This is a genomic window from Pseudomonas sp. F-14 TE3623, from assembly GCF_053629015.1.
The window spans coordinates 2,364,300-2,387,259 of the sequence record NZ_JBRJHM010000001.1; the positions used below are offsets into that span (position 1 = coordinate 2,364,300).

Genomic DNA, 22,960 nt, shown 5'->3' on the forward strand with positions numbered 1-22,960 from the left:
GCCCCACGCAGAGTGATCTGGTGGGGCTTTTTTGTGACTGTCCATCGGTGGATAACGGACTAAAAATATTCAGCCCCACCTTCGGCCTTGCCAATCGATGTGCTCACCTGTGTGATATGTCGACGTCCGTTGACCGAATAACTGCGTACCTGGTCTTCAGATCCCGGTTTGCGCAACGTCAGTTGTGCAAACAGTCCGTCCTTGTCGCCGTAGCTCCCGTACCAATTGATCAGTCTTGCAATGAAGCATTCATTGCCGATGACCACCGGCATATCGGCGACGGGTTCGACTGCGTAATAACTCGCCCCGAAACTGTAATAGTCATCACTGTCTTGTACTGAAGAGGGGATGGGGCAGATCGGGGTTTTCTGCTGGCCAGTCTCCAGTGCTTCACTTGCATTCACTTTGATCAAGGCTTTCGCCAGTACCTTTTGCAGCGCGGGCTCCAGTTCGAAAGGGGTAGTGCTGCCCTCCAAATATTGAGTGTGAGGCACTGTCAGTTGATAGCCGTAGCGCACGGTCAGTGTGGGCACTTTGTTATTGATCTTCAGGGGATTGAGAAGAAAGACTTGGTCAACGCCGTAGCTACCGTTTCGGTAGGCGAAGTACATTTTTCCGCGAACCTTGATCCAGTTCACGGATTGGTTGGCGCCGCGGTCATTGGTATAGAAAAGTGAGCCGGATTCATGGGCTGGCCCCGATGTCGTGCTGATGAACCGACCTTCACTGCGACGGTAGGTTTCTGTGTAACTGAACATCCCGGTGCCGCCGGAATAGGTTTCAACGATGAGGTCACGCTGCCCGTCGCTATCCATATCCATCAGCGTGTATGAGGTCCGCCCGGATTCAGCGGCGCCGTCGATGTTGGACGCTTTCAGTGCCTTCCACTCGTCCTCCGTGACATTTTGGGGAATGGTCTTGGGAAAGAGGGGCTGCTCATCTTCACCCAAGTCGCCAGAGAATGACGTTGCGCCGCTGTCGAACGCCATAGAGTCGAGTGCCCGCTCCAGCGCAAACTCCGGATTGTCCTTGCTCAGGTCCAGGATGCGTTGTTGCAAATCCTCCATCACCTGTTTATCGACGTCGCCGGGTTGATAGGCAACGGCGTCGACCCATTGCACGTGTAATACCTGCAAGCGTTCGCGATAGTGTTGGTCCAGGCAGGCGACGTCTTCGACGCATTCATTGCGCACTTTCAACCACTGGCGCTGGGATCTCTTCAGTTCAACCTGCGCCTGCGAAGCGGTGTTCATCAGCGTTCGATAGGCCGAACCCATTTGCGTATCCAGTTCATACAACCCTTTGTTCGCGCAAATTGTGTTTTCGACAGCGTTTGCCGCTTTTGTGCAGTCCATTCCGGTCGCCAGTGCGTGCTGGAAAAACAGCAGCGCGCAGGCAGACACGATGTAGCGTCCTTTGATGTACACGATGAAATCCTTTTCCAGGGAGGTGCACATTAAACTATGAGACGCAGCCCAAATGCTTATCTAGCGTGTTACATCCACCGGTTGAATCCACAACCAGCTGGCCAGTCTGCAAAAACAGGCTCTGCGGTCGGGACCAGCAGGGGCGGCGGTTCCATGCAGCGTGAGCGAAGGAGTTGAGTAGCCGGATAATGGTTCGACCTGCCTTGGGACACCACTATCATTAACTGCTCAACTCCAGCCCAACATCACGCCGTCAGTGTATGGTCAGCCTCCCCGAACCAGGTGCGCACCAGATCGGTACCGCTCGTGCCAGTGTTGGCAAGGACTGCCACATCGGCGAAGTTCGTACCATTGGCTGCACCATCGGCATCCACCTTCACGGTGATGTCGCTGCCGGACTGCGCCAGTTGGACGAAGTCGGACGCCTGGCTGACGCCGCTAACGAAGTTGGCGCTGAGCAGTGCGGAGAGGTCGAGCGCGTCACCTTCGGCGAAGTTGTAGTCGAGGATGGTGTCTCCGCCTTCAGCCACGTTGAGATAGGCGAACATATCGGCTCCTGCGCCACCGCTGAGCGTGTCCTCCCCGCCACGACCTGCGAGGATGTCGTTGCCGTCGCCACCACTGAGTACGTCCGCCGCCATGCTGCCCACCAGTGTGCCGCTGGATGCGCCGTTGTAACTGATCTGGGTACCGGCCTCGCCGCCGTCGGTGGCCTGGAAGTCATCCACTGAGTAGTGCCCCAGCAAGTTCACCTCGGCCCGGTGCACGCCGTCGTCCACCGTCAGCAGGCCGCCGGCGCCAGAGGCGTTGGCGCTGTAGGTGAGCTGGGTGTTGGCGCCGAAGGCGAGATCGCCGAAGGTCAGCATGTCATCGCTTTCCAGACCGAGGATGCCGACCAAGGACCCCGCCGCTTCGGCCTGTGCGATCACCAGTGTGCCCGCGCCTTCGCCGTGGAACGCGACGGACCCGTGTGCCGCGCCAGAAAAGGTCAGTGTCGCATCGCCGTCGATGGTGGCGCTGCCGTTGCCCATCACGTCGGCCAGCAGGCGCATGTCGCCACCGTTGGCCCATAAGTGGCCGGAGTTGTCGACCGCACTGACCACCGTCATGCCGCCTTCACCTGTGGACTCCAGCACCCCGCTGTTGGTGATGGTGTGGGTGCCGGTGTCGAGCACCAGGCTGTTCAGCCCGCTGGCCAGGATCAACCCCGCATTAACCAATACCATCTGCCCGGCACCCAACTGGCCGGCGCCGGAAATACGGTTGTCGACGTTGGTCAGGACGGTGTCGGCACTGCCGCCGAAAATCACATTTTGCGCGCTGTCGGATAGCTGCACCTGGCCGCCACCGGTCAAGGTCGCGCCACGGAACAGAATCTCAAGATTGGTCTCGCTGCCAGTGGAGCCGAGTTCGATGGTGCCGCTATTATGAATGCTGCCACCGAACGGCATGATCGCGCCGTCGGCAATGGTGAGGGTACCGGTATTGGTCATGACCGGATCCACATCGAACTGGAAGTTCGCTTCGCTCAAGTTAGCGGCATCGACACCTTTAAGGGTGACCGACTGGCCGGAGCTGATGCTGACCAGCGCATTGCCGTTGGCGTCGTTAGTGATACTCAAATCAGCAAAGTTGGTGACGCCCGCGAAGCCGATCAAGTCGATCTTGTCTGCCGCCGCATCGAAGCTGTGGATGACGTTGTTGCCGATCGGCTGGGCGAAGACGAACAGATCGGCGCCGCTGGAGCCGGTGAGGTTGTCGTCCGCTGACAGGGCGAAGATCGGTGAGCCGGGGGCGTAGGCTTCGACGTTGTCGAAAACGAAGGCGTTGCCAATGCTGCCATCGGCATTGGTCCAGGTCATGTTGACATCAAGCACCAGCGCACCAGCGAAGTCGGCCGGGGTTGTCACGGTCAGTGAGCCGGGATCGCTGGTCTGCACGGTCCAGGTGCCGTCGCCGTTGTCGGTTCCTGCGCTGAATGTCCATCCCGAGGGAACACCGCCGATCGTCACCGTTATCAGGCTGCTAATTTCGGCCAACGGAATGTTGAGGGCTAGATTGATGGGTTCGCCAGCCACACCTGCCGGGAGGTTTGTACTAGGGCCGAACGCAACGCCCGTATTACCAGCCAAGTCCGTATAGGTGTTTGCAACGCTGACTTTTACAGATCCATTGTTGGTTCTTGTGAAGTCCACCGTATAAGTATTGCCACTACCGGAGAAGTTGCTGAGGGTTCCGCGGTCTGCGGTGATACTTAAATCATCGATATCGAAGTTACTCACAGCTTCACTGAACGTGATGGTTATTTTGCCGCTACCGGTGTTCCCTAACGGTGTCCCTGACGTTGTGGCCGCGGTTATGGAAGTCACCGTCGGCGCCACGGTATCAACTGGAGTTTCAACTACGTTCTGCACATTCACCGTAATCGTCTGGGTGTCGGTTCCGCCATTGCCGTCCGCCACCAGAACGTCCACAACATAGGCATTGTCACCGTCAGCACCACCGACATCCTGGGCATTCTCGTAATCCGGCGCCGAATTGAACGTCAGCACCCCGCTTGAACTGATCGAGAACTTGCTGAAGTCCGTCCCGGCCGTATTCAGGATCGAGTAGCTCAGGGTTTGCGCCGGAAGATCAGCATCGGTTGCCGTCACTGTCGTGACCGCCGTGGTGTTCTCCGCCACGTTGACCGAAGCTGTCGCACCACCACCGTTGGAGGTGATCACCGGGCTGTTGTCATTGACGCCCGTCACGCTCACCGCGAGCGCCTGGTCGTCAAACAGCGTGCCGTCCGATGCCCGCACAATCACGTCATAGACGTTGTTCGTTCCTGAATCAGTCGGTGCCTCAAAGTTGGGCGCAGAAACAAAGCTCAGCGCGCCCGTGCCTGAAACGATCGAGAACTTCGCGGCATCTGCTCCGCCGACAATGCTGTAGCTCAGGGTTTGCGCTGGTAGATCGGCATCGGTCGCCGCCACTGTTGTGACTACTGTGGTGTTCTCCGCCACGCTGACCGAAGCGGTCGCACCGCCCCCGTTGGAGGTGATCGTCGGGGTGTTGTCGTTGACTCCCGTCACGGTCACCGCGATCGACTGGTCGTCAAACAGCGTGCCGTCCGATGCCCGCACAATTACGTCATAGACGTTGTTCGTTCCCGAATCAGTCGGCGCCTCAAAGTTGGGCGCAGAGATAAAGCTCAGCGCGCCGGTGCCTGAAACGATCGAGAACTTCGCGGCATCCGCTCCGCCGACGATGCTGTAGCTCAGGGTTTGTGCCGGAAGATCAGCATCGCTGGCCACCACCGTCGTGACCGTCGTGGTGTTCTCCACCACGCTGACCGAAGCGGTCGCACCACCTCCGTTAGAGGTGATCGTCGGGGAGTCGTTGCTGCCGTTGATGGTCACCGTCACCGAAGTCGCGGTGCCGTCGGCGCTAAGTACCGTGAAGGTGTCGGTCAGGCTGTCGCCGACATTGAGTGCGTCGAAGGCCGAGTTGGCGGTATAGCTCCAGTTGCCCGCGGTATTGATGGCGAAGGTTCCGTTGGCGCCGGCGGTACCGGATTGGGCCTGGAAGGTTTCCGGGCTGTCGATGTCGCTGATGGTGAGGGTGCCAGCTGTGGTCAGCGGGGCATTGGTTTCGGTCAGCGTGACGCTGGCCGAGGACAGCACTGCGGCATCGTTGGTGCCGTTGATGGTGACTGTCACCGCGGTCGCAGTGCCGTCGGCACTGAGTACCGTGAAGGTGTCGGTCAAGCTGTCGCCGACATTCAGTGAGTCGAAGGCCGAGTTGGCGGTATAGCTCCAGTTGCCCGCGGTATTGATGGCGAAGGTTCCGTTGGTGCCGGCGGTACCGGATTGGGCCTGGAAGGTTTCCGGGTTGTCGACGTCGCTGATGGTGAGGGTGCCAGCTGTGGTCAGCGGGGCATTGGTTTCGGTCAGGTTGGCGATGTCGGCGGACAGCACTGCGGCGTCGTTGGTCCCGAGGATATGCACGGTGACCGAGGTAAGGGTGCCGTCGGCGCTGCTCACCGCGAAAGTGTCGGTGTAGGTGGTGCCGGCGACGAACTCGTTGTGGGCATTATTGGCGACATAGCTCCAGGCACCATTGGTGCCGATGGAGAACTGGCCATAACTGCCGGCGGTGCCAGGCTGCGCGATAAAGGTCGCCGCGCTGTCGACGTCACTGATGATCAGGCTGCCGTTGGTGGTCAGTGGGGCATTGGTCTCGGTCAGGTTGGCGATGTCGGCGGACAACACCGCGGCATCGTTGGTCCCGAGGATATTGACGGTGACCGAGGTGACGGTGCCATCGGCGCTGCTCACCGCGAAGGTGTCGGTGTAGGTGGTGCCGGCGACGAACTCGTTGTGAGCGGAGTCGGCGACATAGCTCCAGGCACCATTAGTGCCGATGGAGAACTGGCCGTAACTGCCGGCGGTGTTGGTCTGGGTGACGAAGGTTGCGGCGCTGTCGACGTCGCTGATGGTGAGGGTGCCGTTGGTGGTCAGTGGGGCATTGGTCTCGGTCAGGTTGGCGATGTCGGCGGACAACACCGCGGCATCGTTGGTCCCGAGGATATGCACGGTGACTGAAGTGAGGGTGCCATCGGCGCTGCTCACCGCGAAGGTGTCGGTGTAGGTGGTGCCAGCGACGAACTCGTTGTGGGCAGAGTTGGCGACATAGCTCCAGGCCCCGTCCGTGCCGATGGAGAACTGGCCATAACTGCCGACGGTGTTGGACTGGGCGACGAAGGTCGCGGCGCTGTCGACGTCGCTGATGGTCAGCGTACCGCTGGTGGAAATGTCGGTGACGGCATCGGTCTCGGTCAGCGTGATGCTGGCTGAGGACAGCACGGCGGCGTCGTTGGTCCCGAGGATATTGACGGTGACCGAGGTGAGGGTGCCATCGGCGCTGCTCATTGAGAAAGTGTCGATGTAGGTGGTGCCTGCAGCGAACTCGTTGTGGGCGGAGTCGGCGACATAGCTCCAGGCACCATTAGTGCCGATGGAGAACTGGCCATAGCTGCCGGCGGTGTTGGACTGGGCGACGAAGGTTGCGGCGCTGTCGACGTCGCTGATGGTGAGGGTGCCGTTGGTGGTCAGCGGGGCATTGGTTTCGGTCAGGTTGGCAATGTCGGCGGACAACACCGCGGCATCGTTGGTCCCGAGGATATGCACGGTGACTGAAGTGAGGGTGCCATCGGCGCTGCTCACCACGAAGGTGTCGGTGTAGGTGGTGCCGGCGACGAACTCGTTGTGGGCGTTATTGGCGACATAGCTCCAGGCACCATTGGTGCCGATGGAGAACTGGCCATAACTGCCGGCGGTGTTGGACTGGGTGACGAAGGTTGCGGCGCTGTCGACGTCGCTGATGGTGAGGGTGCCGTTGGCGGTCAGCGGGGCATTGGTTTCGGTCAGGTTGGCAATGTCGGCGGACAACACCGCGGCATCGTTGGTCCCGAGGATATTGACGGTGACCGAGGTGACGGTGCCATCGGCGCTGCTCACCGCGAAGGTGTCGGTGTAGGTGATGCCGGCGACGAACTCGTTGTGGGCGTTATTGGCGACATAGCTCCAGGCACCATTGGTGCCGATGGAGAACTGGCCGTAGCTGCCGGCGGTGTTGGTCTGGGTGACGAAGGTTGCGGCGCTGTCGACGTCGCTGATGGTCAGGTTGCCACTGGTGGAGATGTCGGCGGCGGCATTGGTTTCGGTCAGGTTGACGCTGTCGACGGACAACACCGCGGCATCGTTGGTGCCGAGGATATGCACGGTGACCGAAGTGAGGGTGCCGTCGGCGCTGCTCACCGCGAAAGTGTCGGTGTAGGTGGTGCCGGCGACGAACTCGTTGTGGGCGTTATTGGCGACATAGGTCCAGGCACCATTGGTGCCGATGGAGAACTGGCCATAACTGCCGGCGGTGCCAGGTTGCGCGACGAAGGTCGCGGCGCTGTCGACGTCACTGATGGTCAGCGTACCGGTGGTGGTCATCGGGGCATCGGTTTCGGTCAGTGTGACGTTGGCCGAGGACAACACGGCCGCATCGTTAGTACCGGTAACGGTAACGGTCACCAGTTGGGTGTCTACGCCACCGAGGCCATCGCTGACCTGCACGCCGAACACTTCGTCATGACTCTCGCCCACCTTCAGCGACTGCACCGCACTGGCGACACCATCGGTGCCATTAGCCAAGGTGTAAGTCCATTTCCCAGTGCTATCCACTGCGATCGAACCATAGGTGCCGGTATTCGTACCCGCGATGCTCCAAGTGGCCGTGGCAGCGTGATCGATGTCGGCCGAACTGAACTGGCCGCTGACGCTGAGCGTGGTGTCTTCCTTCACCGTGCCGGCATCATTGCCCGTTGCGAAGCTGAGCACGGGCGCGTCGTTAGTGCCGCTGACGGTGACGGTCACCAACTGAGTGTCTACGCCGCCGAGGCCATCGCTGACCTGCACGCTGAACACTTCGTCATGACTCTCGCCCACCTTCAGTGACTGCACCGCACTGGCGACACCATCGGTGCCATTGGCCAGGGTGTAAGTCCATTGGCCGGTGCTGTCCACCGCGATCGAGCCGTAGGTGCCGGTATTCGTACCGGCAATGCTCCAAGTGGCCGTGGCCGCGTGATCGATGTCGGCCGAACTGAACTGGCCGCTGACGCTGAGCGTGGTGTCTTCCTGCACTGCGCCGGCATCATTGCCTGTCGCGAAGCTGAGGACCGGCGCATCGTTAGTGCCGCTGACGGTAACGGTCACCAGTTGGGTGTCTACGCCGCCGAGGCCATCGCTGACCTGCACGCTGAACACCTCATCGTGACTTTCGCCAGCCTTCAGCGACTGCACTGCACTGGCGACACCATCGGTGCCATTGGCCAAGGTGTAAGTCCATTTTCCAGTGCTATCCACCGCGATCGAGCCATAGGCGCCGGTATTCGTACCGGCGATGCTCCAAGTGGCCGTGGCAGCATGATCGATGTCGGCCGAACTGAACTGACCGCTCACGCTGAGCGCGGTGTCTTCCTGCACTGCGCCGGCATCGTTGCCCGTCACGAAGCTGAGCACGGGCGCGTCGTTAGTGCCGGTGATAGTGATGGTCACCGTCTGCGTCGCCGAGGCGGCATTAGCTGCGCCGCTGTCGTCAGTGGCGACCACCGCGTACGAGAAGGTGATGGTTTCACCCGCACCGAGGAAGTCGAGGTTCTGATTGCTGCTGTAGTCCCAGCTGTTCTGGTCGACCGAGAAACCAGCTACCAGTGCCGAGGCCACGGTCGCATTGAGGGCGCCGCCGCTCCAGGCGATGTCACCGTTGGCGGTCTGCGACACGGTGACCGTGTCGGTACTGTCCAGATCGGCAAAGCTCAGTGCACCGCTGTCGCTCAGGGTGGCCGTGCCATTGCCTTCGCTCATTGCGCCGGTGGTGTCGGTAATCGTCAGCGTCGGCTGGTCGTTGGTGCCAGTAATCGTGATGGTCACGGTCTGCACCGCGCCGTCGCCGATCGCCACGTTATAGGTTTGCGTGACGCTCTGGCCTTCGCCGAGGAACTGCAGGGCGGCGTTGTTCACCGCGAAGTTCCAGCCCAGCGAACCGCTGCCCGTGCCGGTGCTGTCGCTCAGTGGATTGGTGGTGAAGCTGCCCAGATAGCCGGAAGCGCCCGGCGTGACGCTGACGCTGTGGGTATCGATCAGGTCGACGTCGGTGAAGGTAATGTTGCCGCTGGCTGCGTAGTCGCCGCTGTCTTCCTTGGCATCGCCGGCCTGCACGCCGCTGGTGATCTGCACCTGATCGTTGTCGCCGGTAATGGTGATGGTCACGGTCTGCACCGCGCCGTCGCCGATCGCCACGTTATAGGTTTGCGTGACGCTCTGGCCTTCGCCGAGGAACTGCAGGGCGGTGTTGTTCACCGCGAAGTTCCAGCCCAGAGAACCACTGCCCGTACCGGTGCTGTCGCTCAGTGGATTGGTGGTGAAGCTGCCCAGATAATCGGAAGCGCCCGGCGTGACGGTGACGCTGTGGGTGTCGATCAAGTCGACGTCGGCGAAGGTGATGTTGCCGCTGGCCGCGTAGTCGCCGCTGTCTTCCCCGGAATCGCCAGCCTGCACGCCGCTGGTGATCTGCACCTGATCGTTGTCGCCGGTAATCGTGATGGTCACGGTCTGCACCGCGCCGTCGCCGATCGCCACGTTATAGGTTTGGGTGACGATCTGGCCTTCGCCGAGGAACTGCAACGCGGCGTTGTTCACCGCAAAGTTCCAGCCCAGCGAACCGCTGCCCGTACCGGTGCTGTCGCTCAGTGGATTGGTGGTGAAGTTGCCCAGATAGCCGGAAGCGTCCGGCGTGACGGTGACGCTGTGGGTGTCGATCAAGTCGACGTCGGCGAAGGTGATGCTGCCGCTGGCCGCGTAGTCGCCGCTGTCTTCCACGGCATCGCCGGCCTGCACGCCGCTGGTGATCTGCACCTGATCGTTGATGCCGGTAATGGTGATGGTCACGGTCTGCACCGCGCCGTCGCCGATCGCCACGTTATAGGTTTGGGTGACAATCTGGCCTTCGCCGAGGAACTGCAACGCGGAGTTGTTTACCACAAAGTTCCAGCCCAGCGAACCGCTTCCCGTGCCGATGCTGTCGCTCAGTGGATCGGTGGTGAAGTTGCCCAGATAACCGGAAGCGCCCGGCGTGACGGTGACGCTGTGGGTGTCGATCAAGTCGACGTCGGCGAAGGTGATGCTGCCGCTGGCCGCGTAGTCGCCGCTGTCTTCCCCGGCATCGCCGGCCTGCACACCGCTGGTGATCTGCACCTGATCGTTGGTGCCGGTGATGGAGATAGTCACATTCTGCGTGGTCGACGAGCCATGCCCATCATTGATGGTGACCACATAGGTTTCAGTAACTGTCTGCCCCTGGGCCAGGGATTGGGCTGCCGCATTATCCAGGGCGTAAGTCCAGTTAACCGTGCCGTCGGCTGCGTTGGCCGCTTCAGTGACTGATGCAAGGGTAAAGTTGCCCAGCGCGGTGGCATTGCCTCCCGCAGCCACGAAAGAGGCGGTATGCGTGTCACTCAGGTCAACATCGCTAAAGGCAATAGTGCCCGAGGTGCTCAGCGAGTCGGTCGGGCTCGGCGTCATGGTCGCATCTTCGGTTACCGTGCCAGCCTGAACGCCGATGCTCATCGTCACACTGTCATTCACGCCAGCGAACTGCACCTGCGCAGTGGCCCAGCTGAGCGTGCCGTTGCCGAGACGAATCGCATAAGTAAAGCTGTCCGTCAGGGACGCTCCAGCGGCAAGTGACTGGAGTTGTGCCTTGAAAGCAGTCGACAACGTTGCGGCGTCGTAGCCGACCTTGCCATCCGACGTAATCCAGATCTTTGCCCCGTTGAAACTGGTGTCAGTACTTGTCGCCTCAATTCTGCCTGTGTCCCGGATCAGGAGATCGGCCGGCGCATAAATCTTGGTGGCAGTGGAAAGACTGGTCGCGTCATCCAGTGACCACAATGTCTTTGCGCTGCCGCCGAGGTCATTGGACATGACGTCCAGGTACACGACCCCCAGCAGGTCTTCTGTGATGTCCGCGGTGCTCGTGCCAATAACACCGGTAGTGAAAATGTCGTCCTGCGCCTGCGGAGTGTTGGAAAGCGAAGTAACGGTGCCGCCGCTGGTCGTTGTGGTGGTAGCCATGTCTTTCTCCCGAAAATGCCATTTTTTTATTTTTAGAATCGCTAGGGACTGCTAACAGGACGAAGTCCGGTTCTTGCACCGCTCAGGTAGTTCAAGAGTGGTGCGAGGCGGCCGCCGGACATCGCCGGCCTGACGGGCCAGGCGCTGTAGGCAGAGGCGCGTGGGTATTGCGAGGATGGAAAAATTCGCCGCGCTTGAGGAGCGGATTGCAGGACAGGTCGGGCGAATGTGAGCCCGAAGCTGGGGCTGCGCTGCACATGGCACGCAATAGACTGAGAGCACCCATGTGGCAGGGACTCCTGAAATAATGGCTGGATGAGGCCGTGTTTTGAGGTAGCACTGACTCAGGGATACGGCCTTTCCTGATATCAGTTTGATGTGTGTTTAGTTGTGGGGGCAGGCTTTGTAAAGGTGTTAACCGCAGCTAACAGTGCGGTGTGCCAATATTCCGACAGGCGGGTATTTGGGTGTCAATATTATGTCGATTTGTTTTTGGCGAAGGGGGCCAGAGGCACTCAATAATGGCTTGGTCGAATGAGCTGAAACCCAAGTGGGGCATGGTCTGGCTGAGGAATACCGGCTCTTGGACTTCATCAAATCTCAGCATTCAGCTGTTAAAAACGCCCGCTAGAGCCTCTGCTTTGGCGGTTTTTTTTACGCCCGAACCACCCGACGACCTACATGGAAAGTCTGTCATTGCTGTGCCTTACTGCTCACTCCACAAGGAGCCAAGCAATGCGACACAGAGGCGCGCGGTTCTGGTTATGGACCGATAACCGGTTACCTCTCCACACTCATGAAGAAGTGCTCAGCGATGGCGTGCAAGTGGAAGTGCGGGTGCGGGTGAGTCATGAAGGTGTCACCCAGGTGTTCATAGGTATTTACGATGATCATGGGGTCATGCTGTGTGAGGAGTTTCACGACAGGGACCGCGAAGAGCCTTACTGCGCGGCGTTGAAGTGGGGGGCTCAGCGAGCCAGGGAGATAATGGCGGACACAAAGGGGTTCGTCGCACCGCATCGGGTGCAGTTGGCGCTAGGCCCGGTCATCACCGATGAGTCGGTACTGGCGTTGCGGCGGATGGAAATGAGCGAGCATGAGCGTTTGAAGCTCAGATGCGAAGACGCTTGGTCGGAATACCTGGCCGCCAAGGCGGCCATGTTGAACCTCATGCGAGCGTCTAAAGTCGATCCCAAGGTATGGGCAGACCACAAGGAGCGACTGAGACAAGCAATCGATCGGCGCGTTTGTGTGCAACGCGCCTATTTACGCTGAGCCATTGCCGGCTCGTCAGGTCCGGGGCTGGCGCAGGGTCTCGATGGTAGCGATCAAGTCATCGTAGGAAACCGGTTTTCCAATGTGCTGGTTAAAACCTGATTGACGGGCCTTTTTAATGTCGCTGCTGGAGCCATAACCGGTCAGGGCAATGGCCGGCACATCCTTGGTGAGCGGCAACTGACGCAGTGCATTCATCAACTCATGGCCGTTCATGACCGGCATGCCCAAGTCCGAAATGATCAGGTCGAAACGGGTGCTCTTCGCCGCGTCCAGAGCGGCCGCCGGACGATCAAAGGCAACGACTTCGGCATCTTCCATTTCCAGCAGCATTTTCAAGGTTTCCAGCACCTCGGCAGAGTCGTCGACCAGCAGGATCGTCAAGCCGCTCAATCTTCCTGACGCCTCGTCGATCGGGGCTGCGGCTTGAGTTTCACCTTCGGCGTGGGCCAGCGGCAAGTAAACGCTGAAGGTACAGCCGGCCCCGATGCCCGGTGAACTCACCTCAACCGTACCCTTTTGTGCTTCGGTCAATTGGCGAACCAATGACAAGCCGATGCCCAGCCCCTCGCGTTGGTGGTTGGTGTGTTGTGTCTCAGCCTGCCCGAACAGGTCGAATACGTGTTCAAGGTTCTCGGCCGCAATGCCGGTGCCGTTGTCTTTGACGTCCAGCCGCGCCATGTTCCCAGCCTTGCTCGCGATCAATTGCACGCGGCCATTGGGCGGGGTGAATTTCAGTGCGTTGTTCACCAGGTTCCAGATGATCTGCTCCAGGCGCGTTGGATCGGCATGGACCATCAACGGCTCCGAAGGAACTTGCAACTCAACGGTGGTGCTGTGCCGATCATTGAGAACGACGTCGTGAATATCGCGCAGCACACTGGCCAGATCCACGGCGATTGGTTTCAGCTTGAGCTTGCCGGTACGGACACGGGCGACGTCCAGCAGGTCGTCGATGATCCGTGCCTGGCTACTGACGGCATCGCAAATGGTGCTGACCGCTTTGGCGGCCGGGGCAACCGCTTTGGTCACCGGTAAGCGGCGCAGCAGTTCGGCGTTGAGCTGGATCAGGTTCAGCGGGTGCTTGAGTTCGTGGGACATGACCGCGAAGAACTCATCCTTGAGGTAATTGGTGTTCAGCGTCTCGGCCAGTTGTTGGCTCTGCTCTTCATGCTGGCGTTTGTGACCGGTCAGGTCACGGGCGATTTTCACGTAGCCCCGAAGATGGTCACCGTTGAGCAGGGTTACTTCGCCGCTGCAATAGAAACGGCTGCCATCCTTGCGCAGGTGCCAGCGTTCATCTTCGGATCGGCCATGGGTGCGTGCGGCCTGCAGTTCGGTTTCGGGCACCCCAGTGGCGCGGTCTTCGGCGGAAAAAATGAAGTCGTAATACGCGCCTTCGGCCTCGGCCTTGCTGTAGCCGAAGATCAATTCGGCGCCTTTGTTCCAGCTGGTGATCACACCCTGTTCATCGAGGGTGATGATCGCGTAGTCGCGGGTACTTTCGGCCACCAGGCGCATGCGTTCTTCGCCCAGGCGCAGTTCTTCTTCGGCCGCGCGGCGTTTGGTGATGTCGATGAAGGTCAGCACGGTGCCGTCGATATGGTCTTCGCTGGAGCGGTAGGGCAGCAGGCGGGCGATGTACCAGCGCTTGTCGGTACTGCTGACTTCGCGTTCGATCATGTTCAATGGTTCGAATACCTGTGCGGCGTCACCCGCCAGGTCGTCGTAGTCCAGGCGATGCGTGATGTCGAGCAGGGAGCGGCCGGTATCCATCGGCAACATGCTGAAAATGTCGGTGGCGCGCGGGGTGAACCACTTGATCCGCATGCTGCGGTCGACAAAGACCGTGGCAATGTCGGTGGAGGCGATAAGGTTGGTCAGGTAGTCGTTGATCTTGTCGGTTTCTTCGACTTTGGTTTTCAGTTCGTAGTTGACCGTCAGCAACTCTTCGTTGATCGATTGCAGCTCTTCCTTGCTGGTTTCCAACTCTTCGGTGGCCGAACGCAGTTCTTCGTTGATCGCCTGCATTTCTTCGTTGGAGGCTTTCAGTTCTTCACTGGAAATTTCCGATTGTTCAATGGTGTCTTGCAAGTGCAGCTTGGTGCGCTGCAGTTCACGCTCCAGGTTGGACAGTACCTGGCTCTCGGTTTGCAGCAGGGTCATGGCCGTCTGCGAAGGATCGACTTCGACTTCCTCGAAAATCACCAGGACAAAATCGCCGTCCGACTCTTCGTCCTTGTAGGGCTGCACTTCAAGGCTGACCTTGTAACGTCGGTCTTCGCGCTTGAGCGGCACCTCGCGGGATTTGACGGCCACGCCGCTCTGCTGTGCCTGGAACAGCGTGGTGCGGATTTCCAGGCGCAGTTCCGGAAGGATCAACGTCAACAGATTGCGTGACAGCTCACCGCCCACATGCCGCAGGAAACGCCCGGCACTTTCGCTCATGTGCAAGATGTCGGCGTTGGTATCGACGATCATGCTCGGCGGGCCGGAGCGTTCGAGGGCGCGCTGGTGGATGTCGGCGAAGGACAGCTTGCGCTGCACGGTGTGTTGCGGTTCCTGCCGGGAAACGCTGGTGCGCACATAACCACCGCGCGGCACGGTGGGCGTGCGTCGGCTATTGGCGGTGCCGGTCTTGGCGCGGAAGATCCGGTTGCGTTTGTCCACCGGCGTGAACAGCTCATGACAAGCTTCGGCGCTTTCGGAAGAACCCAGGAACAGGAAGCCGCCGGGACGCAATGCAAAGTGGAACATCTGAAGGATTTCGCGCTGTACTTCGCGATCCAGATAGATCAACAAGTTGCGGCAAACGATCAGGTCGATTTGCGAAAAGGGCGGGTCGGACAGCAGGCTGTGTTTGGCAAACAGCACCTTCTCGCGGATTTCCTTGCGAATCCGGTAGTGGTCGTCTTCCTTGATGAAATAGTGCCGCAGACGGGGGGGCGGCACATCCGTGACGATGGCTTGCGAGTACAGACCGGCCCGGCCGAAACTGATGGCGCGCTCGTCGATGTCGGTGGCGAAAACTTGCAGCGAGGCCTGGCTGGCTTCCTGTTGCAGCTGATCGTTGACCAGCATCGCCAGGCTATAGGCTTCTTCGCCGGTGGAACAACCAGCCGACCACACTCGAATTTCTTCTTTCTCAGGCTGCGCCGACACCGCGGCACTGACCAGTTGCGGTATGACATCGCGTTCCAGCGCTTCGAAGGCTTCGCGATCACGGAAGAAATTGGTCACGCCGATCAGCATGTCCCCCAGCAGCGCCTTGGTTTCTTCGGGATTACTTTGCAGGTAATGGTAATAAGCCCCCAAGTCTGGCTGGCCAGTGACCTGCATCCGGCGCTCGATCCGGCGCAATACCGTCGCACGTTTATAGTGCTTGAAGTCATGGCCGGTGCCGGTGCGCAACTGGATCAGGATGTCGTGCAGCATTTGTTCGGCGAGCGCTGCATCACGCTCGGACACCGACGCGAAGGATTGAAGTTCCGGATCGTTGGCGGCGGGCAAGGTGATTTCCCGGGAGTTGTGCCACAGGTCCAGCAGCTTTTGCGGCATTTCCACCACGGGCAACACCAGATCGACCATGCCGGTCTCGATGGCCGCTCGTGGCATGCCGTCGAACTCGGCGTCTTCCGGCACCTGGGCGAGGGTGATACCGCCCTGTTCCTTGATGCGCGACAAGCCGACCGCGCCATCGGAGCCGGTGCCCGAGAGCACCAGGCAGAAGGCGCGCTCGCGGTGCACTTGCGCCAGATCGCGGAAAAACAGATCAATCGAGGCGTGGCGTCCCAGCTGTGGATCGTTTTCACCCACTTCAAGGTTGTTGTCATTCAGCGTCAGTCGCTGCGCCGGCGAGATGACGTACACCCGGTTTTTCTCGATCGGCACGGTTTCGGTGACCTGCAAGACCGGCATCCGGGTCGATTCCTGGATGATCTTGTCAGCGATGCTTTGATGGTCGGGCGACAGATGAAGAATGATTACAAACGACATGCCATTGTCGTGAGGCATGTTCTCGAAGAACAACTTAATGGCCTGGAGTCCGCCCGCCGACGCGCCGATGCCTACCACCGGAAAGTCCAGGGTGCTGGGACTCAAGGCCTGTCGCTCGGGAGCCGTGGCCGAAGGCTTGGGGGTGGTGGTCATTTCATTCTGCCTTTGCTGGCGATGTAAAACGCTGTGCATGCAAGCGGGTATAAAAAGCGCGGGTCATAAAACAGAATAATCCCGTTTTTCAATAACCCCTTCAATTATTTAGCGCGCATTTATGGGCCTATATACGTTTTTGACAAGCAAATGCGCAATTGCACTCCTGCTGCTTCAAGGGAACGCGACTACTGGCCGATAACCCGACCAGTCGTTGTCATTTTTACTTCTGACGGCCGGCAACTGGCGTCACGGGTTTATGCGAAATTGCTTGATGGCTTATGGCCTCCCGCTATCATCTGCGCGTCAAAAAGGCCGCGAAGCTGAGCTCGCCCGTGTGGTTGCCTTTGGGTTGTTCTTCTTAATTGCCTGGAAATCTTCGATGCTGTCGTATCACCAAAAGAGTTTTCTGATCGTCGATGATTTCTCGGATTTCCGCAGTTCCGTCAGGTCCATGCTGCGGGAGCTGGGCGTCAAGGACGTCGATACCGCCGATACCGGTGAACAGGCGCTGCGCATGTGCTCGCAGAAGTCCTACGATTTCATCCTGCAGGACTTCCACCTGGGCGATGGCAAAAAGAACGGTCAGCAGGTGCTTGAAGACCTGATGATCGAGAAGCTGATCAGCCATGAAAGCGTGTTTGTCATGGTCACTGCCGAAACCAGCCAGGCCATGGTGCTCAGCGCACTGGAACATGAGCCTGATGCTTACTTGACCAAGCCGTTCAACCGTTCGGGCCTGGCCCAGCGCCTGGAGCGCCTGGAGCAGCGCAAAACCTTGCTCAAACCGATCCTGCAAGCCCTTGACCGGGGCAAACCGGTTGAAGTGCTCAATGCTTGCATCGCCCTGTGCAAGCAGGACATTCGTTATTCGCCGCTGTGCCTGCGTTACCGCGCCGATGCGTTGCGCGACTTGAACCAGAACGAAGCGCTGGAGCGTCTCTATGACAGCATCATTGCTGATCGGCCTTTGCCTTGGGCGTTTGCCGGGTTGGGCCAGTTGCTGTTCAAGCGTGGTCAGGTCAGCCAGGCCAAAGGCATTTATGAAAAAGCCCTGAAAGTCTTCCCGATGATGCCGGCTCTCTACGACGGCATGGCCGATGTGCTGGTCGCCGAAGGGGACACCAAGGGGGCGCAGCGAGTCTTGGAAGAGGCTATTCGCCTGTCGCCGCTGGCGGTGCGCCGGCAAGCGTTGCTGGGCAAGCTGGCGATGGCCAACGAGGATTTTGATACCGCCTCCAAAGCTTATCGACAGGCCGTGGCCCAAGGGGCGCAGTCACGTTTCAAGGATGCGGAAAGCAACCTCGGCCTGGCCCATGCCTTGATCAGCAAAGGCAGTGAGAAGGGGCTAGACACCCGGACCCGCCTTGAAATCAACACAACGCTGAGTGCGGTGGCGAAGGAGAATCCTTCCGATCCCGGCTTGCAAATTCGTGCGCGCCTGATGAAAGCCACCAGCCTGCTGCTCAACGATGCTGAAACCGCCGAGAAGCTCACCGAACAGGCGATGATGCGCCTCGATGGCATGGAGCAGTTCATGAGCGCCGAAGCGGCGCTGCTGGTGGCCAAGCAGTTGCAAATGCTCGGGCAGGCGAGTGCCGGCGCTTCGATGCTGAAAAACTGTGCGGAGATCTACGGCGACGATCCGACCGTGATGAAAGGCATCGCCAAGCTGACCGACGACCCGACCATCCTCAACTCCGGCAACGCGGCCGCCGACCTTAACCGTCAGGGCGTGCGGGTGTACAAGACCGGCAACCTGGTGGAAGCCCGGGATGTATTCCGCAAAGCCCTGGCACTGCAGCCGAAAAACATCAGTATTGCCCTGAACATGGCGCAGTCGCTGCTGCATGGCACCGACACCAGCGTGCCGTCGGCCGAACTGGAAGAATGTCGCGCCTGCCTGAAAACCGTCGGCCTGATGCCCGATACCGACGCGCGTTATCCGCGCTACCAGAAACTGAAAATCAAGGCGTTCGGCGAATGATCGACAGCGAACCGTCACTCGACTTTTCCACGGTGATTGCCTCCACCGTGCATGACATGAAGAACTCACTGGCCATGCTGATGCAGGCGCACAGCCAATGGCTGGCGCGCCTGCCCGATCCGGAGCAGCACACCCCGGAGCAGGGCGTGATCGACTTCGAGTTTGCCCACCTCAATGGCATGCTGGTGCAGCTGCTGGGGCTGTACAAACTCGGCGTCAACCAGATGCCGTTGCAACCGGCCTACCATGAGCTGGATGATTTCATTGAGGCGCAACTGGCGGCTCATCAAGAAGTGTTCGCCAGCCGCGGCATTATCGCGACCTATGAAGTGGACCCGTTGAGCCCGCTGGGTTTCTTCGATCGTGAGCTCATTGCCTCGGTGCTTGCCAATTGCATCAACAACGCCATTCGTTACGCCCGCCATGCCTTGTTGATCAGCGTCAGCGACGAGGCCGGGCAACTGGTGCTGACCATCAATGACGATGGCGAGGGTTATCCAGCCGAGATGATCGGGCGTCAGGCCGATTACGTGCAGGGCATCAATCACAGCAGTGGCAGCACCGGCCTGGGCCTGTACTTTGCCGGGCGAATTGCCGCGTTGCATCAGCGCAATGGCGTGGGCGGACGCACAGAAGTCAGCAACGGCGGCCCACTGGGCGGCGGCGTGTTCAGCCTTTACCTTCCCTGAATATCTTTTTGTTTGACGCTGCTTGATATTCCGAACAGCCGGAGCCTATTTTGTACGAGTCGCCGTTCGCGGCTCGTACAACAACAAGGATTGCGTCATGACAACCGATGGCCATCGTTCACTCGCGCAGCGATTGACGGGCATTGATGAGATTGAATGTGTCACGCCGGACCTGAACGGCGTACCACGCGGCAAGGTGATGACCGCCGAAGGATTTCTTGAAGGGCGGCGTTTGCAGATGGCGCGGGGAGTGCTGCTGCAATGCATCATGGGCGGTTATCCGCCGGCGCGCTTTTACGGCAGTGATGATGGTGACTTGGCGCTGGTGCCTGATCCCGCGCAGATCCACCGCTTGCCCTGGAGCCAGCAGCCTCGGGCGTTGGCCATTTGCGATGCGGACGAGCTGACTGGCGAGAGCTCGCCGTTGTCGACCCGCGGCCAACTCAAGGCCGTGATCGCTCGATACGCCGCTCTCGGTCTGGCGCCGGTGGTGGCGACCGAGCTGGAGTTCTTCGTCTTCGCGCCCAACCCTGACCCGACGCAACCCTTCCAGCCACCACTGGGCCTGGACGGTCGTCGTGAGGACGGTCATTCGGCGTTCAGCGTCAGTTCCAATAACGGCTTGCGGCCGTTCTTCAATGAAGTCTACGAATGCATGGCGGCGCTGGGCTTGCCGCGCGATACCTTCATGCACGAGATGGGCGTCAGCCAGTTCGAGATCAACCTGCTGCACGGCGATCCGCTTCTGCTGGCCGACCAGACCTTGTTGTTCAAGCATCTGCTCAAAGAAGTGGCGCTCAAGCATGGCCTGACCGTGGTCTGCATGGCCAAGCCGTTGGCCCACACACCGGGCAGTTCGATGCATATTCACCAGAGCATCGTGGAGATCGGCACCGGGCGTAACGTGTTCAGCGACAAGGCCGGCGAGCCGACCGCGACCTTCCGTCATTTCATCGGTGGTCAGCAGGCCGGCCTGGCGGATTTCACCGCGCTGTTTGCGCCGAACGTGAACTCCTATCAGCGCCTGTGCCATCCTTTCGCATCGCCGAACAATGCCTGCTGGTCCCACGACAATCGCGCGGCCGGGCTGCGCATTCCGGCCAGTTCACCGGTCGCTCGTCGGGTCGAAAACCGCTTGCCGGGGGCCGATGCCAATCCGTATCTGGCGATCGCCGCGAGCCTGGCCGCGGGGTTGTATGGCATCGAAAACAAACTGGAGCCGAGCGAGCCGATCCAGGGTGAGTTCGTTGTGCCGGATAATCTTTCGTTGCCGTGTACCTTGCATGCCGCTCTCGAACGTCTGAAACGTAGCCAATTGGCGAAGGAACTGTTCGGCAAGGAGTTCATCGAAGGCTACATCGCTTCGAAGACCATGGAGTTGACCAGCTTCTTTGATGAAATTACTCCCTGGGAACGGCGTGTTCTAGCAGCCCAGGCCTGACGACCCGTCGCCGTCGGGCTATCGTTTGTCGATAGCCCGATACTCACTGCAAGGAGCCGCTCGGAAAGCCGATGCGCCAAATCTTGAAATCTTTTCGGGGGCTGTATTTCGCCTCGCTGATGATGTTGATCGGCTCGGGCCTGTTGAGTACTTACCTTGCCCTGCGCCTGGCGGCCGATAACGTCGACAGCCTGTGGGTCGGTGCGTTGATGGCAGCCAACTATTTCGGCCTGGTGCTGGGCGGCAAGATCGGCCACCGGCTGATTGCCCGGGTCGGGCATATTCGAGCTTATTCAGCCTGCGCCGGGATCGTTGGCGCGGCAGTGCTGGGCCATGGCTTGGTGGACTGGTTGCCCGCGTGGTTGTTCCTGCGGGTGATCGTCGGCCTGGGCATGATGTGCCAGTACATGGTGATCGAAAGCTGGCTCAATGAGCAGGCAGAAGCCAAGCAGCGTGGCGTGGTGTTCAGCGGTTACATGATCGCCTCGTACTTGGGGTTGGTGCTGGGTCAACTGATTCTGGTCATGCACCCGGGCCTGGGTCTGGAACTGCTGATGCTGGTTGCCCTGTGCTTCGCCCTGTGCCTGGTGCCGGTGGCCTTGACGCGGCGGATTCACCCGGCGCCTTTGCACCCGGCGCCGATGGAGCCACGGTTCTTCATCAAGCGCGTGCCGCAGTCGTTGAGTACGGTGTTGGGGTCGGGTTTGATCGTCGGTTCGTTCTACGGTCTGGCGCCGCTGTATGCCTCGCAGCAAGGGCTGTCCACCGAACAGGTCGGTCTGTTCATGGGTAGCTGCATTTTTGCAGGCTTAGTGGTGCAGTGGCCGTTGGGTTGGCTGTCGGATCGCTATGACCGGGCGCTGTTGATCCGCTGCTTCGCGTTTAGCCTGGCGCTGGCTGCATTGCCGCTGGCGATCATGCGGCAGGTGCCGCTGGAGGTGCTATTCATCGCCGGGTTTTTCTGTTCGTTGGTGCAGTTCTGCCTGTACCCGTTGGCGGTGGCGTTCTCCAACGACCACGTCGAGGGTGATCGCCGGGTGTCGCTGACGGCGATGCTACTGGTGACCTACGGTGTCGGCGCGAGTATCGGGCCGCTGGTGGCCGGGGTGCTGATGAAGCTGTTCGGCAGTCAGATGCTCTATGCCTTCTTCAGCTTCTTCGCCCTGGTGCTGGTGTGGCGAATCCGCCCGAAAGCGGTCACCAACCTGCATCAGGTAGACGATGCTCCGCTGCATCACGTGGCCATGCCGGACAGTATGTCGAGTTCGCCACTGGTCGCTTGCCTTGACCCGCGAGTCGATGAGCAGGTGGTGCAGGATCAGATGCAGAACCCGGTCAACCCGGAAGCTGATTTCAATCCGGATGCCGAGCCCGAATCAGAAGTTGAAACAGAAACAGACTCGGAATCAGAAGACCCTGACACGGGGCGCGAGCAAAGCTTTACCGAAGCGAGGCCTTGATCAAGGCATAAAAAAACGGGCAGTCACCGCAAGGGACTGCCCGTTTTTTATAGGGGCGGCGAATCAGAAATCGTCTTTATCGAAGCGCCGCGCTTCGCGCTGAAGCTGATAGACGAACCGCTCGACCTGCCGCTGCACCAGGCCGCTCATGTTGTGAAAACGCACGCCGGCGAAGGTGGTGTTGATCTTCTCTTCGAAGTGCAGGTAACGCAGTTCGACCGGTGCCGTCATGCTGCCGAAGGGCAGGGCGGCGACGAAGCGGTCGTAGACCTGGCCCAGTTGCAGGCTGGCGGTGATGTCGCCCTCGAAGCGTAACTTGCAGCCGGTGGCTGAGATGTCTAGCAGTTTGCCGCTGACGGGCGACTTGAGTTTGTCACCCCCCAGATCGACATTGACCAATTGCGCCAGCTTCAACGCAGCGCGGAAAGCATTGCGGCGCTGGTGGTAAACCACCTCATCGGGCAGCGCGCCACGGTAGCAACGGCCATCGCCGGATTCGTCGATGGTCAGCGGGCCATTGCTTTCCCAGGCGATGCGTACACCGTCGTGAAAGCCTTCGACCTTGAACGGCTCGCCGGCCAACAAAAAGCGTTCGCCGTCGCGCGGGATCATTTCGTCCAGGGCGATCATGTTGCTGTCACGGTCGATGTCCACCAGATAACTCTGGAAGCGCTGGCTGCGCTCATGGAACGTGATGATCAGCGGGTCATGGCTGTCTTGCAGCTGACGCAGATTGCCGGAGATTTCCAGGGGCGTGGTGAGCACCTTGGGTGGCTGCGGAGCATCTTCCGCGTTTAAGGCATTGAACACGGGGCATCAATCTCCAGACAAATATGACTACTGGCTAGCATTCTGCCAGCA

The 22,960-nt window shown here is 59.7% G+C and carries 9 protein-coding genes; 5 read left to right on the forward strand and 4 right to left on the reverse strand.

The window, feature by feature from the left end:
- Positions 1-59 precede the first annotated feature (59 nt).
- Positions 60-1,427: a lysozyme inhibitor LprI family protein gene (locus AB7M29_RS10765; protein WP_454246834.1), complete on the reverse strand. Its 1,368-nt coding sequence runs from the start codon at positions 1,425-1,427 to the stop codon at positions 60-62.
- A gap of 245 nt (positions 1,428-1,672) precedes the next feature.
- Positions 1,673-11,098, reverse strand: a complete 9,426-nt coding sequence (locus tag AB7M29_RS10770) for a VCBS domain-containing protein (protein WP_454246835.1) — start codon at positions 11,096-11,098, stop codon at positions 1,673-1,675.
- Between the two features lie 735 nt (positions 11,099-11,833).
- On the opposite strand from AB7M29_RS10770, the gene AB7M29_RS10775 reads away from it, so the two are divergent.
- On the forward strand, positions 11,834-12,373 hold the full coding sequence (locus AB7M29_RS10775) for a hypothetical protein (RefSeq protein ID WP_217858433.1): 540 nt from the start codon (positions 11,834-11,836) through the stop codon (positions 12,371-12,373).
- A 15-nt stretch (positions 12,374-12,388) separates the two neighbouring features.
- Here the strand turns inward: AB7M29_RS10775 and AB7M29_RS10780 are convergent, their stop codons facing one another.
- Positions 12,389-16,522, reverse strand: a complete 4,134-nt coding sequence (locus AB7M29_RS10780; RefSeq protein ID WP_454246836.1) for a CheR family methyltransferase — start codon at positions 16,520-16,522, stop codon at positions 12,389-12,391.
- A 382-nt stretch (positions 16,523-16,904) separates the two neighbouring features.
- Between AB7M29_RS10780 and AB7M29_RS10785 the strand changes: the two genes are divergently transcribed.
- The 4 genes from AB7M29_RS10785 (at position 16,905) to AB7M29_RS10800 (ending at position 22,099) form a co-directional block, all read left to right on the forward strand.
- A complete protein-coding gene (locus AB7M29_RS10785; protein WP_052966588.1) occupies positions 16,905-18,509 on the forward strand; it encodes a tetratricopeptide repeat-containing response regulator in 1,605 nt (534 codons plus the stop codon).
- Positions 18,506-19,198, forward strand: coding sequence for a sensor histidine kinase (locus AB7M29_RS10790; RefSeq protein ID WP_454246837.1), 693 nt, complete (start codon positions 18,506-18,508; stop codon positions 19,196-19,198). The genes AB7M29_RS10785 and AB7M29_RS10790 overlap by 4 nt, the downstream gene beginning before the upstream one ends.
- Before the next feature lie 199 nt (positions 19,199-19,397).
- On the forward strand, positions 19,398-20,639 hold the full coding sequence (locus AB7M29_RS10795) for a glutamine synthetase family protein (protein ID WP_201121232.1): 1,242 nt from the start codon (positions 19,398-19,400) through the stop codon (positions 20,637-20,639).
- A 71-nt stretch (positions 20,640-20,710) separates the two neighbouring features.
- The gene (locus AB7M29_RS10800) at positions 20,711-22,099 is read left to right on the forward strand and encodes an MFS transporter (protein ID WP_454246838.1); all 1,389 of its coding nucleotides are present in this window, start codon (positions 20,711-20,713) and stop codon (positions 22,097-22,099) included.
- A gap of 63 nt (positions 22,100-22,162) precedes the next feature.
- Here the strand turns inward: AB7M29_RS10800 and AB7M29_RS10805 are convergent, their stop codons facing one another.
- A complete protein-coding gene (locus AB7M29_RS10805; protein WP_217858429.1) occupies positions 22,163-22,909 on the reverse strand; it encodes a flagellar brake protein in 747 nt (248 codons plus the stop codon).
- Between the last annotated feature and the right edge of the window lie 51 nt (positions 22,910-22,960).

Bases quoted from the DNA above. Each gene is read 5' to 3' on its own strand.
- AB7M29_RS10785 (WP_052966588.1), top strand. From the start codon at position 16,905: ATGCTGTCGTATCACCAAAAGAGTTTTCTGATCGTCGATGATTTCTCG.
- AB7M29_RS10795 (WP_201121232.1), top strand. From the start codon at position 19,398: ATGACCGCCGAAGGATTTCTTGAAGGGCGGCGTTTGCAGATGGCGCGG.
- AB7M29_RS10770 (WP_454246835.1), bottom strand. From the start codon at position 11,098: ATGGCTACCACCACAACGACCAGCGGCGGCACCGTTACTTCGCTTTCC.
- AB7M29_RS10780 (WP_454246836.1), bottom strand. From the start codon at position 16,522: ATGACCACCACCCCCAAGCCTTCGGCCACGGCTCCCGAGCGACAGGCC.
- AB7M29_RS10790 (WP_454246837.1), top strand. From the start codon at position 18,506: ATGATCGACAGCGAACCGTCACTCGACTTTTCCACGGTGATTGCCTCC.
- AB7M29_RS10775 (WP_217858433.1), top strand. From the start codon at position 11,834: ATGCGACACAGAGGCGCGCGGTTCTGGTTATGGACCGATAACCGGTTA.
- AB7M29_RS10800 (WP_454246838.1), top strand. From the start codon at position 20,711: ATGCGCCAAATCTTGAAATCTTTTCGGGGGCTGTATTTCGCCTCGCTG.